The 13,273-nt window shown below is 50.5% G+C and carries 12 protein-coding genes; 3 read left to right on the forward strand and 9 right to left on the reverse strand.

The window, feature by feature from the left end; translation table 11 throughout:
• Positions 1–16 precede the first annotated feature (16 nt).
• On the forward strand, positions 17–349 hold the full coding sequence (locus EDF88_RS17015) for a RamA family antibiotic efflux transcriptional regulator (protein ID WP_134185993.1): 333 nt from the start codon (positions 17–19) through the stop codon (positions 347–349).
• An 84-nt stretch (positions 350–433) separates the two neighbouring features.
• On the opposite strand, the gene EDF88_RS17020 is transcribed toward EDF88_RS17015, so the two are convergent.
• Positions 434–1,771, reverse strand: a complete 1,338-nt coding sequence (locus EDF88_RS17020) for an NCS2 family permease (protein ID WP_064514844.1) — start codon at positions 1,769–1,771, stop codon at positions 434–436.
• Between the two features lie 180 nt (positions 1,772–1,951).
• Between EDF88_RS17020 and yieH the strand changes: the two genes are divergently transcribed.
• Entirely contained in the window at positions 1,952–2,617 is a 666-nt protein-coding gene (gene yieH, locus EDF88_RS17025; protein WP_134185995.1) for a 6-phosphogluconate phosphatase, read from the forward strand.
• Positions 2,618–2,698: 81 nt separating this feature from the next.
• Here yieH and phoU read toward each other — a convergent pair whose 3' ends face one another.
• From phoU to rluF, 6 genes are all read right to left on the reverse strand, one after another.
• Positions 2,699–3,424 carry a phosphate signaling complex protein PhoU gene (gene phoU, locus EDF88_RS17030; protein ID WP_034499841.1) on the reverse strand — a complete coding sequence of 242 codons (726 nt, stop codon included), beginning with the start codon at positions 3,422–3,424 and terminating at the stop codon, positions 2,699–2,701.
• A gap of 13 nt (positions 3,425–3,437) precedes the next feature.
• Complete coding sequence (gene pstB / locus EDF88_RS17035; protein ID WP_064514930.1) at positions 3,438–4,211, reverse strand: phosphate ABC transporter ATP-binding protein PstB; 774 nt, start codon at positions 4,209–4,211, stop codon at positions 3,438–3,440.
• A 47-nt stretch (positions 4,212–4,258) separates the two neighbouring features.
• Positions 4,259–5,149 carry a phosphate ABC transporter permease PstA gene (gene pstA, locus EDF88_RS17040; protein ID WP_064514857.1) on the reverse strand — a complete coding sequence of 297 codons (891 nt, stop codon included), beginning with the start codon at positions 5,147–5,149 and terminating at the stop codon, positions 4,259–4,261.
• Positions 5,146–6,108: a phosphate ABC transporter permease PstC gene (gene pstC, locus EDF88_RS17045; RefSeq protein ID WP_064514859.1), complete on the reverse strand. Its 963-nt coding sequence runs from the start codon at positions 6,106–6,108 to the stop codon at positions 5,146–5,148. Before pstC ends, pstA begins: the two co-directional genes overlap by 4 nt.
• A 79-nt stretch (positions 6,109–6,187) precedes the next feature.
• Positions 6,188–7,228 carry a phosphate ABC transporter substrate-binding protein PstS gene (pstS, locus tag EDF88_RS17050; protein WP_134185997.1) on the reverse strand — a complete coding sequence of 347 codons (1,041 nt, stop codon included), beginning with the start codon at positions 7,226–7,228 and terminating at the stop codon, positions 6,188–6,190.
• 134 nt (positions 7,229–7,362) lie between these two features.
• Positions 7,363–8,094: a 23S rRNA pseudouridine(2604) synthase RluF gene (gene rluF / locus EDF88_RS17055; protein WP_134186046.1), complete on the reverse strand. Its 732-nt coding sequence runs from the start codon at positions 8,092–8,094 to the stop codon at positions 7,363–7,365.
• Positions 8,095–8,413: 319 nt separating this feature from the next.
• On the opposite strand from rluF, the gene EDF88_RS17060 reads away from it, so the two are divergent.
• Complete coding sequence (locus tag EDF88_RS17060; RefSeq protein ID WP_134185999.1) at positions 8,414–9,685, forward strand: MFS transporter; 1,272 nt, start codon at positions 8,414–8,416, stop codon at positions 9,683–9,685.
• 72 nt (positions 9,686–9,757) lie between these two features.
• On the opposite strand, the gene glmS is transcribed toward EDF88_RS17060, so the two are convergent.
• Positions 9,758–11,587 carry a glutamine--fructose-6-phosphate transaminase (isomerizing) gene (gene glmS / locus EDF88_RS17065; protein ID WP_134186001.1) on the reverse strand — a complete coding sequence of 610 codons (1,830 nt, stop codon included), beginning with the start codon at positions 11,585–11,587 and terminating at the stop codon, positions 9,758–9,760.
• Positions 11,588–11,828: 241 nt separating this feature from the next.
• The gene (gene glmU / locus EDF88_RS17070; RefSeq protein WP_134186003.1) at positions 11,829–13,199 is read right to left on the reverse strand and encodes a bifunctional UDP-N-acetylglucosamine diphosphorylase/glucosamine-1-phosphate N-acetyltransferase GlmU; all 1,371 of its coding nucleotides are present in this window, start codon (positions 13,197–13,199) and stop codon (positions 11,829–11,831) included.
• Positions 13,200–13,273: the final 74 nt, after the last annotated feature.

The raw sequence follows: 13,273 nt of genomic DNA on the forward strand, positions 1-13,273 counted from the left end.
CCGCGCAGGGGGATAAATGACAATTTCAGCTCAGGTTATCGACACCATCGTTCAGTGGATTGACGACAATTTGCATCAGCCATTACGCATTGATGATATTGCTGATCATGCGGGTTATTCGAAGTGGCACTTACAGCGTTTGTTTATGCAGTACAAAGGCGAGAGTCTCGGGAAATATATCCGCGATCGTAAATTGCTACTGGCAGCACGTGATTTACGCGATACCGATAACAAGGTTTACGATATTAGCCTGAAGTATGGTTTTGATTCGCAGCAGACGTTTACGCGGATATTTACGCGCACGTTTAATCAGCCGCCGGGCAGGTATCGCAGAGAGAATCATACGTAGGTCGGATTAGCGCAGCGACATCCGACAAAACAGGCATAAATTAGGGTGGATGTCGCTTACGCTAATCCACCCTACAAAACACTATTAGTGTGAGTCAATAAATACGATTTTCAGCACAAACAACAGCGCCACAACAATCACGCATGGGCTGATTTCACGCCAGCGGCCCGTGCCGAGTTTCATCACGCAATAAGAGATGAAGCCGAGTGCGATACCTTCGGTGATTGAGAAGCTAAATGGCATCATCACGGCAGTAATAAACGCCGGAACCGCTTCAGTCAGGTCATCCCATTTCACACGCGACAGGCTGGATGTCATCAACACGCCAACGTAAATCAGAGCACCTGCTGCTGCATATGCCGGAACCATACCCGCCAGCGGTGACAGGAAGATAACCAGCAAGAACAGCAAACCAACGATAACTGCCGTCAGGCCAGTACGCCCGCCAACAGACACACCAGAAGTGCTTTCGATATACGCGGTAACGGAAGAAGTCCCGATAAACGCACCCGCAACAGATGAAACGCTATCAACGTACAGCGCTTGCTTCATGCGTGGGAATTTCCCTTTTTCGTCGGCAAGACCTGCTTTATCTGTCACACCAATCAGCGTGCCGGATGAGTCAAACAGGTTAACCAGCATAAAGGAGAAGATAACGCCCGCCAGACCAATGTTCAGGGAGCCGGCTAAATCAACCTGACCCACAACAGACAACACGCTTGGTGGTGCAGAAACAATGCCGTGGTATTGCACATCGCCCAACATCCAGCCCAGTAGCGTAGTCACCACAATCGAAACCAGTACGGCTGCGTGAATATTACGCGAGGCAAGGATGGCGATAATAAAGAAGCCCAGCGCGCCCAGCAGTACGCTGTGCGAAGTCAGGTTACCAATGGTTACCAGGGTGTCTTTATTCGCCACGATAATACCGGCATTTTTCAGGCCCATCATCCCGATGAATAGCCCAATACCGCTGGTGATACCGATGCGCAAGCTCACCGGAATATTAGCAATCATCCAGTAACGCACGCGGAAAATGGTCAGCAACAGCAAACCTACGGCACCCCAGAAAATGGCGCCCATCCCGATTTGCCAGGAGATCCCCATCGCGCCAACAACCACAAAGGCGAAGAACGCATTCAGGCCCATTGCCGGAGCCAGTGCGACTGGCAGGTTGGCGAAAATACCCATCAGGATGCTACCTAATGCGGCAATCAAACAGGTGGTGACAAAAACGGCCTGGGTATCCATACCAGCGGCGCCAAGGATCTGCGGGTTGACGAAAACGATATACACCATCGTCAGGAAGGTCGTAAGACCGGCGATCACTTCAGTGCGGGCCGTGGTGCCGTGTTCGCGCAGTTTAAACACGCGCTCGAGCAGCCCCGGATTTGCGGCCGGAGTAGATTGTGGTTGGCTCATTAGTCTTAATTCCGAACATTGAGAGGGAAAATCCGTCGCTATCCTATACCAAAAAATACAAAACGTGATGGTCAACACAGATTTTTTTTCATTGCATTTTCTTATACGGCAACGATTGCGTGCCGCAAAAATTGCGCAAATTGGGTAAGATGCATGTTCACTTTAATAAAAGGAGGCGGTATGTCCCGGATAGATGCGGTGTTCTTCGACTGCGATGGCACGCTCGTTGATAGTGAGGTTATTTGCTCCAAAGCCTACGTGCATATGTTTGCGCAATACGGCATCGAGCTTGCGCTCGATGAGGTTCATAAGACCTTCAAGGGGATCAAGCTCTACGAGATAATCGACACGATAAATGCCCAACATGGAGTGAGCTTGCCAAAAGAGGAGCTGGAGCCGATTTATCGCGCCGAAGTTTCTCGCCTGTTCGACAGCGAACTGGTTGAGATTGAAGGTGCAGCAGCGTTAGTAGAGAAAATCACCGTGCCGATGTGTATCGTTTCCAACGGCCCGGTCAGCAAGATGCATCAGTCGCTGGGCAAAGCCGGCATGCTCCACCATTTCCCGGACAAACTGTTTAGCGGCTACGATATTCAGACGTGGAAACCAGACCCGGCGCTCATGTTCCACGCAGCCGATGCCATGCGTGTTGATGTGAAAAACTGCGTGCTGGTGGATGATTCCATGGCAGGTGCGCAATCGGGAATTGCCGCAGGCATGGAAGTTTTCTATTTTTGCGCCGACCCGCACAACCAGCCGATTGACCACCCAAAAGTGACAACCTTTACCGATTTAGCGCAGTTGCCGGAGTTATGGCGCGCACGGGGTTGGGATATTACGAAGTAAAAAAGAAAGCCGGATAGCAATCATGCTCATCCGGCTTACTAAATATGATATTCACAGAGCGGGATTCCCCACTCATAGATCTCACTCTTTCGGGTCTTTACCCGCCAGCAGCTTATCCAGCTCGTCGCCACCGACATGACGGAAGTCCTGTCCTTTGACGAAGTAGAAGATGAACTCGCAGATATTCTGGCAACGGTCGCCGATACGTTCGATAGAACGCGCGCAGAACAGTGCGGTCAGCACACTTGGAATAGTGCGCGAGTCTTCCATCATATAAGTCATCAACTGGCGCACGATGCCTTCATATTCCTGGTCCACTTTCTTATCTTCGCGGTAGATACGCACAGCTTCATCAAGATCCATACGCGCAAACGCATCCAGCACGTCATGCAGCATTTGCACGGTGTGGCGGCCCAGTGATTCCAGGCTCACCAACAGCGGCTGGTGTTGATGCGAGAATTTCTCCAGCGCCGTGCGGCAGATTTTATCTGCCACATCGCCAATACGTTCCAGCTCAGAAATCGTTTTGATGATAGCCATCACCAGGCGTAAGTCACTGGCGGTTGGCTGGCGCTTAGCGATGATGCGCACACAGGCTTCATCGATTGCCACTTCCATCATGTTAACTTTCTGGTCGCCTTCGATAACGCGCTTTGCCAGCTCGCCATCTTGATTGTGCATGGCGGTGATCGCATCAGAAAGCTGTTGCTCCACCAGCCCACCCATGGTCATCACCTGAGTGCGGATATATTCCAGCTCGGCGTTAAACTGGCCGGAAATGTGTTTGTTGAGATTGAGGCTATCCATTTGTTTCTCCAAATCAACCGTAGCGGCCAGTAATATAATCTTCAGTCTGCTTTTTGGCAGGCGTTGTAAACAGCGTGTCGGTTTCGCTAAATTCAATCAGCTCACCCAGGTACATAAACGCTGTGTGATCTGAACAACGGGCCGCTTGCTGCATGTTGTGGGTAACGATCACCACGGTGTAATCTTCTTTCAGCTCAGTGATCAGCTCTTCAATACGACCGGTCGAGATTGGGTCAAGTGCTGAACACGGCTCATCAAGCAACAACACTTCCGGGCGAATCGCGATACCGCGTGCAATGCACAGACGTTGCTGCTGGCCACCGGAGAGACTGTATCCGCTCTGGTGTAATTTATCTTTGGTTTCATTCCACAATGCGGCTTTGGTCAAAGCCCACTGCACACGCTCGTCCATGTCGCTGCGTGACAGCTTTTCAAACAGACGCACACCGAACGCGATGTTGTCATAAATCGACATTGGGAATGGCGTCGGCTTCTGGAATACCATGCCGACTTTGGCACGCAGCAGGGCGATATCCTGGCTTTGGGTGAGGATGTTTTCCCCATCCAGCAGAATCTCACCTTCGGCACGCTGCTCTGGATAGAGCGAGTACATTTTGTTGAATGTACGCAGCAGGGTGGATTTGCCACAGCCTGACGGGCCAATGAATGCGGTAACCTGGTTCTTAGCGATATCCAGATTGATGTTTTTCAGGGCATGGAACTTACCGTAATAGAAGTTCAAATCACGAACCTGAATTTTGTCTGGGGTAGTATCGACCATACTCATCTGTTTCTTAATCTCCATCCGACGCCGCCTTTGCCGCGTCGCAAAATTTAACCGTGTTTACTCTTTGAGAAAATCACGCGCGCCAGAATATTTAGCAGCAGTACGCAAAGGGTAATAATCAGAACGCCAGCCCAGGCTAACTGTTGCCATTCGGCAAATGGGCTCATCGCAAATTTGAATATCGTCACTGGCAAGTTGGCAATCGGCTGCATCATGTCAGTGCTCCAGAACTGGTTGGAGAGCGACGTGAACAGCAGCGGGGCGGTTTCACCCGCGATACGAGCAATCGCCAACAATACCCCGGTAATAATCCCGGAAACAGAAGCCTTCAATGTAATTGCGGAAATCATCTTCCACTTTGGCGTGCCCAGAGCGTAAGCCGCTTCACGCAGGCTATCTGGCACCAGTTTCAGCATGTTTTCCGTAGTACGAATCACGATTGGCACCTGCAACAGCGCCAGTGCAATCACACCAGCCCAGCCAGAGAAGTGCTGCATCTTCGCGACAACAATGGTGTAAACAAACAGGCCGACGACGATGGATGGGGCTGAAAGTAGGATGTCGTTAATAAAACGAATCACTTCTGCCAGCCACGATTTACGTCCGTACTCCGCCAGGTAGATACCCGCCATGATGCCAAGCGGCGTACCAAACACGGTCGCCCACAGGATTAACAGGCCGCTACCCGCAAGGGCGTTGGCTAAACCACCACCTTCGGTGTTTGGCGGTGGTGTCATTTCGGTAAACAGCGCAATCGACATACCATCGATACCGCGAGTCACCGTAGAGAATAGTATCCACACCAACCAGAACAGGCCAAACGCCATGGTTCCCATTGAAAGTGTCAGAGCAATGCGGTTTTTGAACCGACGACGTGCCTGCATTTTGCGGCGTGATTCTGCGAGCGCCGCGCGGCTTTGCATTTCCATTGTCGTCATGAACGCGCTCCTTCATTCTTCGCCAGACGCATAACCATGAACTTAGAGATAGCCAGTACGATAAAGGTGATCACAAACAGAATCAGGCCAAGCTCCATCAGCGCTGCGGTGTGCAGGCCAGATTCCGCTTCAGCAAATTCGTTCGCCAGTGCAGAAGTAATACTGTTGCCCGGCATATACAGCGAGGCGTTGTCGAGCTGGTAAGTGTTACCGATGATAAAGGTCACTGCCATGGTTTCACCCAGAGCACGGCCCAGACCCAACATCACACCACCAATCACGCCGTTTTTGGTAAACGGTAAAACGATGCGCCAGATAACTTCCCATGTGGTGCAGCCAATGCCGTAGGCCGACTCTTTCATCATCACAGGGGTTTGTTCAAATACATCACGCATAACGGCTGCAATGTACGGAATGATCATAATGGCCAGTATTACGCCTGCGGCGAGAATACCGATACCGAATGCCGGGCCAGAGAACAGCTCGCCAACAATCGGCACAGAAGAGAGCACATTGCCGACAGGTTCCTGGAAGTATTTCGCAAACAGCGGAGCAAAGATAAACAGGCCCCACATGCCGTACACGATACTTGGGATTGCAGCCAGCAGTTCGATGGCGATACCCAGCGGGCGGCGCAACCAGTTTGGTGCAAGTTCTGTCAGGAACAGCGCGATACCGAAACTCACCGGTACAGCAATTAACAGCGCAATGAACGAGGTGACCAGCGTGCCGTAAATCGGCACCAGCGCACCATAAATATCATTTGGAGCATCCCACTCTTTAGTCCACAGGAATGAGAAACCAAACTTCTGGATACTCGGCCAGGAGGAGATGATCAGGGAGATGATGATGCCACCCAGCAGAAATAGCACAATCAGCGCAGCCAGTTTTACCAGCGCACTGAAAATGACATCACCTTGTTTGCCAGGAGCTTTGAACACCGGCTTACTTACTGCCATAGCTTACTCTTTGTAGTGTTGGGTTTACCCGGCGTAAGTTACTCTATACACCGGGTTTTATCACCCGAGCTTTAAAAAATTAGTACAGCGCCTTACCGGAGCTGTCTTTCACGTTGGTCTTCCATGCAGCACGAACCTGCTCAACCACAGCGTCTGGCAGAGCGGCGTAATCCAGGTCACTTGCCTGTTTAGCACCGTCTTTATATGCCCAATCGAAGAACTTCAGCACTTCAGCGCCTTGCTCTGGGTTTTTCTGCTCTTTGTGAACCAGGATGAAAGTGGTGGACGTGATTGGCCACGCGCCGTCACCTTTCTGGTTAGTCAGATCCTGAGCGAATGATTTGCTCCAGTCCGCACCCTTCGCTGCATTAGCAAAGTTTTCTTCCGAAGGTGCTACTGGCTTACCATCTGCTGAAACCAGTTTGGTATAAGCGAGGTTGTTTTGCTTAGCGTAAGCATATTCAACATAACCAATTGAACCCGGCAGGCGTTGAACGAAGGCTGCGATACCGTCGTTACCTTTACCGCCCAGACCCGTTGGCCAGTTTACCGTTGAGCCTGCACCGATTTTAGATTTCCACTCTTCGTTCACTTTCGCCAGGTAGCTGGTGAATACGAAGGAAGTACCGGAACCGTCAGCACGACGCACAACGGCGATATTCTGCTGTGGCAATTTCATGCCTGGGTTGAGTTTAGCGATTGCTTCGTCATCCCATTTTTTGATTTTGCCCAGGTAGATGTCACCCAGAGTTTTACCGTCGAGCACCAGCTCACCGGATTTCACGCCAGGCAGGTTAACTGCCAGAACGACACCGCCGATAACAGTCGGGAACTGGAACAGCCCTTCTTGTTGCAGTTTATCTTCAGCCAGAGGAGCATCAGACGCACCGAAATCCACGGTGTTAGCAATGATTTGTTTAACGCCACCGGAGGAGCCAATACCCTGGTAGTTAACTTTGTTACCAGTTGATTTATTGTAGGTATCTGCCCATTTGGCATACACCGGCGCAGGGAATGTTGCACCGGCACCAGTCAGGCTTGCAGCGGCGTTTGCGCCAAAAGCAGTCAGGGATAAGGTCGCGGCGACAACAGTTGCGACAGTGGTACGCATAGCTTTCATAGTGTCTCCTGCAGAGGTGAACGTAAATCGTTGTTTAGTGGATGCAGGATAGAAAATAGGACAGTTTGGTGACAGTTAAATGTATTAAATATGACAGTTTTATGACAGACAGCTTTGCTGCATATTTCTACCTGTCACACTGCTGATTCTGAGTGCTTAATCCGCTTCAATAACTCGCTTTTTTCCTCGCCAGTTAAATGGCGTGATTCCCCTAACGGCAACCCTTCCAGATGGATATTCATGATACGGATTCGTTCAAGCCGGGTGACTTCATAGCCAAAATATTTACACATTCGGCGGATCTGACGGTTCAACCCCTGAACTAATGTGATGCGAAATATTTGGGGGGATTCTTTTGTCACTTTACAGGGTTTGGTTACCGTACCCAGTATCGGAACTCCCACGCTCAACCCAACAATAAACTCGTCAGATATCGGTTTGTTGACGGTGACGACATACTCTTTTTCGTGATTGTTACCAGCGCGTAGAATTTTATTCACTACATCACCGTGGTTGGTCAGTAAAATGAGTCCCTGCGAATCTTTATCCAGACGCCCGATAGGAGAAACGCGTTTGTCGCTATGAATGAGACCGCTGATGTTATCGCGCACACTCTTTTCCATTGTGGTGATGATGCCTACAGGCTTATTCAAAACCATCAGCACGAGATCGTTGTCATCACGTGGTGCAATAAGCTGACCGTTTAGCTTCACCACATCCCCGGAAAATACCTGAGCGCCAAAACTCGCCTGCCTGTCATTAATAAACACTTCGCCCTGCTCAACGTAATGATCGGCCTGACGGCGGGAGCAGATACCGCAATCGCTAATGTACTTATTAATTCGTATGGGTGAATCGGCGGGCATTTCGCGGTGCGTATCATTCATATTTTGCATAATCACCATTTACTCATCACTTAAAGAAATGTGACACACGTCACATACGTTACCCGTTAGGGGTAGATTACACACAAAAAATTGAGATGAATCACAAATAAAAGTGAAACACAGGTTCATTATCAACACATAGTGTGATCTACATAACAAAAACAAGTCCAGGATGGGCCAAACCAGAATCCTCGACGTCTTCTGAAGCGCCGCTGATTTTTATCTCCTCTGAATTATTTAATTGCCTGCTGCCTTGCAGCGGTCAGGCCACTTATTGCTTGAAAAACGGGGATTCGTTATGCGCAAAACAGGCCACAAGCGCTGGTTTATGCTGTCACTGGTGACATTAGGCACCATTCTTTGTTATTTAACCCGAAATACTATTTCTGCCGCAGCGCCAACATTACAGAGCGATCTGCACATTACCACCCAGCAATATTCTTACATTATTGCGACATTTTCGGCCTGCTACACCATTGCACAGCCTATTGCTGGCTATCTGCTTGATACATTAGGCACTAAAGTGGGTTACACCATTTTTGGCCTGATGTGGGGCGTGTTCTGCATTGGTGCGTCATTTGCTACCGGCTGGAAAGGTCTGGCAATGTTCCGTGGTCTCGGCGGTTTCGCCGAAAGTGCGATGATACCTGCTGGTTTGAAATCAGTAACTGAATGGTTCCCGGATACTGAACGTTCGGTAGCAGTGGGCTATTTCAACGTTGGTTCCTCTATTGGCGCGGTTATTGCTCCTCCACTGGTCGCATGGGCAATCTATATCAGAGACTGGAGACTGGCGTTTATTATCGTCGGTGTTTTCAGCGTGCTGTGGGCAGCTGGTTGGTATTTCACCTATAACCGCCCGTCAAAAACCAAATCACTGTCCCGGGAAGAGTATCTCTATATAACCGATGGGCAGCCTGAGAAACCAAAGGTTGAGAAAGTCCGTATTGGCCGCCTGCTCAAACAACGTAAGTTTTGGGGTATCGCATTACCGCGTTTCCTGGCTGAACCTGCGTGGGGGACGTTTAACGCGTGGATCCCGCTGTTTATGGTCCACACCTACGGCTTTAACCTCAAAGATATCGCTATGTTTGCCTGGATCCCGATGCTGTTCGCTGATTTCGGCTGCATCATTGGTGGTTACCTGCCAGGTATGTTCCAGAAAGCTTTTGGCGTGAATATCGTGGTATCCCGCAAGCTGGTGGTCACAATGGGTGCTGCACTGATGATTCTGCCAGGCATGGTCGGTTTGTTTGGCAGCCCGATGGTTGCGATCGCACTGTTGTGCGTTGGCGGCTTTGCCCACCAGTCATTGTCTGGCGCGCTTATCACGTTGTCTTCTGATATGTTCGACTCCAACGAAGTCGCCACCGCCAACGGTTTTACCGGCATGGCAGCCTGGACTGCCAGCACCATGTTTGCACTGGTTGTGGGTGCTCTGGCCGACACGGTTGGTTTCAGCCCGTTGTTCGCGGTGCTTTCCGTGTTCGACGTAATCGGGGCAATTGTCTTGTGGGTTCTGCTGAAATCCCCTGAAGAACCAAAACTGGTGACGCAGGAAGATAATTGATTTAGCAGTAAAAAGGCCGGTTGTGCTTAGCGCAACCGGCCTTTTTTATTTTGCGTGTCTATTTAGAACGGCTTATTCAACCGTCACTGATTTCGCCAGATTTCGTGGCTGGTCAACGTCGGTGCCTTTGATCAGCGCAACGTGATAAGACAGCAACTGCAACGGTACGGTATAGAAGATAGGTGCAATAACTTCTTCTACATGCGGCATCTCAATGATGTGCATGTTGTCGCTGCTGGCAAACCCTGCATCTTTATCTGCAAATACATACAGATGGCCGCCACGCGCGCGCACTTCTTCGATATTCGATTTCAGCTTTTCAAGTAATTCGTTGTTTGGTGCCACAACAATAACCGGCATATCTGCATCAATCAGCGCCAGCGGGCCGTGTTTCAGCTCGCCTGCCGCATACGCTTCGGCGTGAATATATGAAATCTCTTTGAGCTTCAGCGCGCCTTCCATTGCGATTGGGTACTGATCGCCACGGCCTAAGAAGAGCGCATGATGTTTGTCAGAGAAATCTTCGGCCAATGCTTCAATGCGTTTATCCTGGGACAGCATCTGCTCGATACGGCTTGGCAGTGCCTGCAAACCATGAACAATGTCTTGCTCAATAGAGGCATCAGCACCTTTCAGGCGGCTCAGTTTCGCCACCAGCATCAGCAAGACGGTCAGCTGAGTGGTAAACGCTTTGGTAGATGCCACACCGATTTCAGTGCCTGCGTTGGTCATCAGCGCCAGATCGGACTCACGCACCAGAGAAGAACCCGGCACGTTGCAGATTGCCAACGACCCCAAATAGCCCAGTTCTTTAGACAATCGCAATGCTGCAAGGGTATCTGCCGTTTCGCCAGACTGGGAAAGGGTGATCATCAGGCTGTTACGACGCACCGCTGATTTACGGTAGCGGAACTCAGATGCGATTTCGACATCGCAAGGCACACCTGCTAGTGATTCAAACCAGTAACGCGAAACCATGCCTGAGTTGTAGGAGGTACCACACGCGACAATTTGAATGTGCTCAACCTGAGACAACATTTCATTGGCCTGCGGGCCAAGCTCAGAGAGATCGATAGCGCCATGACTAATGCGGCCAGTCAGGGTATTTTTAATCGCGTTCGGCTGTTCGTAGATCTCTTTCTGCATGTAGTGGCGATAAATACCTTTGTCGCCCGCGTCATATTGCAGACTGGATTCGATATCAGGGCGTTTAACCTGCTCACCTTTGGTATCGAATACTGTTACAGAGCGACGAGTTACTTCCGCGATATCACCTTCTTCGAGGAAGATGAAGCGACGGGTGACTGGCAGCAAAGCAAGCTGGTCGGATGCGATAAAGTTTTCGCCCATGCCCAGGCCGATAACCATCGGGCTACCTGAACGAGCTGCCAGCAGCACGTCTGGGTTACGGGTGTCCATGATAACGGTGCCGTAAGCGCCGCGCAGTTGCGGGATAGTACGCAGCACAGCTTCACGCAGACTACCGCCTTGCTCCAGTTCCCAGTGAACCAGGTGAGCAATAACTTCGGTATCGGTTTGTGAAACGAAGGTGTAACCGCGACCCTGTAGAGCTTCACGCAGCGGTTCATAGTTTTCGATGATACCGTTATGAACCACCACAATATGTTCGGAAACATGCGGGTGAGCGTTAACTTCTGATGGTTCGCCGTGAGTCGCCCAACGCGTGTGCGCAATACCGGTGCCACCATGCAGCGCAGTTTCCGCGGCGGCTTCAGCCAGCTTATTCACTTTACCCAGACGGCGCAGACGGGTCATATGACCTTTTTCGTCAACAACTGCCAGGCCCGCAGAGTCATAACCACGGTATTCCAGACGACGTAGTCCTTCGAGAAGGATTTCAGCGATATCACGTTGCGCGACCGCGCCAACAATTCCACACATAAGATTAGATTCCTGATAATGGCATTACGCCATGTGTTGTCGCTGACCTGTTTTACCCGTCGCCTTTCGCACTACATATGCGTTGGCTGCACGAAATTCTTTGGGTAAATATCCCGTTTTCCGGGGCCCCGAGCCTTGTAGAGAGTGGGGTTATAGTTTTGGTAGTACTGCGGGGTGGGTCATTTTCGAGAACAACCTTCACCCCAGCCTTCTCCCATTCAGGGAGAAGGAAAATACAAAATTACTTTTTCTTAACCGGACGCAGCCAACCCTGGATATGAGTCTGCTTCACGCGGCTGATAACCAGTTCGTCTTCACCAACGTTACGAGTGACAGTTGTGCCCGCGCCAATTGTTGCACCGCGAGCAATGGTCACAGGCGCCACCAGTTGGCTATCGGAACCAACAAATACATCATCACCGATGATGGTTTTGAATTTGTTCGCACCGTCGTAATTACAGGTGATGGTACCAGCGCCAATATTCACGTTGTCGCCAATTTCAGCATCACCCAAATAGCTCAGGTGACCCGCTTTCGAACCTTTACCCAGACGCGCTTTTTTCATTTCCACGAAGTTGCCGACGTGTGCGCCTTCTGCCAGTTCTGCGCCGGGACGCAAACGTGCAAACGGACCGATAGAACAAGCAGCAGCAAGGGTTGAGTCTTCTACAACGGTGTACGGACTGATTTCACAGTCATCGCCAATCACGCTGTTTTTAATAACGCAGCCGGTGCCAATTTTGACGCGATGACCCAGGGTCACCGAGCCTTCAATAATGACATTAGTATCAATTTCTACATCACGCCCATGCGTCAGTTCACCACGCAGGTCGAAACGAGCAGGATCGCGCAGCATCACACCTGCCAGCAGCAGTTTATCTGCTTGTTCACTCTGGTAGACGCGCTCAAGGCGTGATAGTTGCAGGCGGTTGTTCACGCCTTCCACTTCACTTAAGCGGTCAGGATGTACGGCGGTGATTGCACGGCCTTCATGGTGCGCCAGCGCGATAATGTCGGTGATATAGAACTCACCCTGAGCATTGTTATTATCTAGTTTCGCCAGCCAGCGTTTCAGGTCCGCGCCGTTCGCGACCAGGATCCCGGTATTGATTTCGTCAATTTTGCGTTGTTCATCAGTCGCGTCTTTATGCTCAACAATGCCAACGACCTTGCCATTCTCACGAGCGATACGGCCATAGCCGGTTGGATCGTCGAGTTTTACGGTCAGCAAACCGATACCGCCCTGCGGTTTGGCATCACGCAGACGTTGCAAAGACTCAACAGAAATCAGCGGCACGTCGCCGTAGAGCATCAGAATGTCTTCGTCGTCAGCAAAGAAAGGTACGGCCTGCTGCATGGCGTGGCCGGTACCAAGCTGCTCAGACTGCAATACCCAATTAAGAGAGCTATCGCTGAGTTTATTTTTGAGCAGATCGCCGCCATGGCCGTAAACCAGATGTACACGCTGCGCGCCTAGATTATTAGCCGCATCAATAACATGTTGAACCATCGGTTTCCCGGCAAGAGTATGTAACACCTTCGGGAGGTCTGAATACATGCGGGTTCCTTTGCCTGCGGCTAGGATAACCACGCTCATCGCATTGTTTGACATACGCGTCCTGACTTTAATTTGAGAGGGAAGTAAAACGATTTCACGTTGAAAATTCTACATATTTTGCAACAAAA

The sequence above is a fragment of the Buttiauxella sp. BIGb0552 genome (genome assembly GCF_004366275.1).
GTDB classification, from domain to species: domain Bacteria; phylum Pseudomonadota; class Gammaproteobacteria; order Enterobacterales; family Enterobacteriaceae; genus Buttiauxella; species Buttiauxella gaviniae.

Excerpts from the sequence above, each read along its gene's own strand:
- EDF88_RS17015 (WP_134185993.1), top strand. The coding sequence starts at position 17 with ATGACAATTTCAGCTCAGGTTATCGACACCATCGTTCAGTGGATTGAC.
- EDF88_RS17020 (WP_064514844.1), bottom strand. The coding sequence starts at position 1,771 with ATGAGCCAACCACAATCTACTCCGGCCGCAAATCCGGGGCTGCTCGAG.
- yieH (WP_134185995.1), top strand. The coding sequence starts at position 1,952 with ATGTCCCGGATAGATGCGGTGTTCTTCGACTGCGATGGCACGCTCGTT.
- phoU (WP_034499841.1), bottom strand. The coding sequence starts at position 3,424 with ATGGATAGCCTCAATCTCAACAAACACATTTCCGGCCAGTTTAACGCC.
- pstB (WP_064514930.1), bottom strand. The coding sequence starts at position 4,211 with ATGAGTATGGTCGATACTACCCCAGACAAAATTCAGGTTCGTGATTTG.
- pstA (WP_064514857.1), bottom strand. The coding sequence starts at position 5,149 with ATGACGACAATGGAAATGCAAAGCCGCGCGGCGCTCGCAGAATCACGC.
- pstC (WP_064514859.1), bottom strand. The coding sequence starts at position 6,108 with ATGGCAGTAAGTAAGCCGGTGTTCAAAGCTCCTGGCAAACAAGGTGAT.
- pstS (WP_134185997.1), bottom strand. The coding sequence starts at position 7,228 with ATGAAAGCTATGCGTACCACTGTCGCAACTGTTGTCGCCGCGACCTTA.
- rluF (WP_134186046.1), bottom strand. The coding sequence starts at position 8,094 with ATGCCCGCCGATTCACCCATACGAATTAATAAGTACATTAGCGATTGC.
- EDF88_RS17060 (WP_134185999.1), top strand. The coding sequence starts at position 8,414 with ATGCGCAAAACAGGCCACAAGCGCTGGTTTATGCTGTCACTGGTGACA.
- glmS (WP_134186001.1), bottom strand. The coding sequence starts at position 11,587 with ATGTGTGGAATTGTTGGCGCGGTCGCGCAACGTGATATCGCTGAAATC.
- glmU (WP_134186003.1), bottom strand. The coding sequence starts at position 13,199 with ATGTCAAACAATGCGATGAGCGTGGTTATCCTAGCCGCAGGCAAAGGA.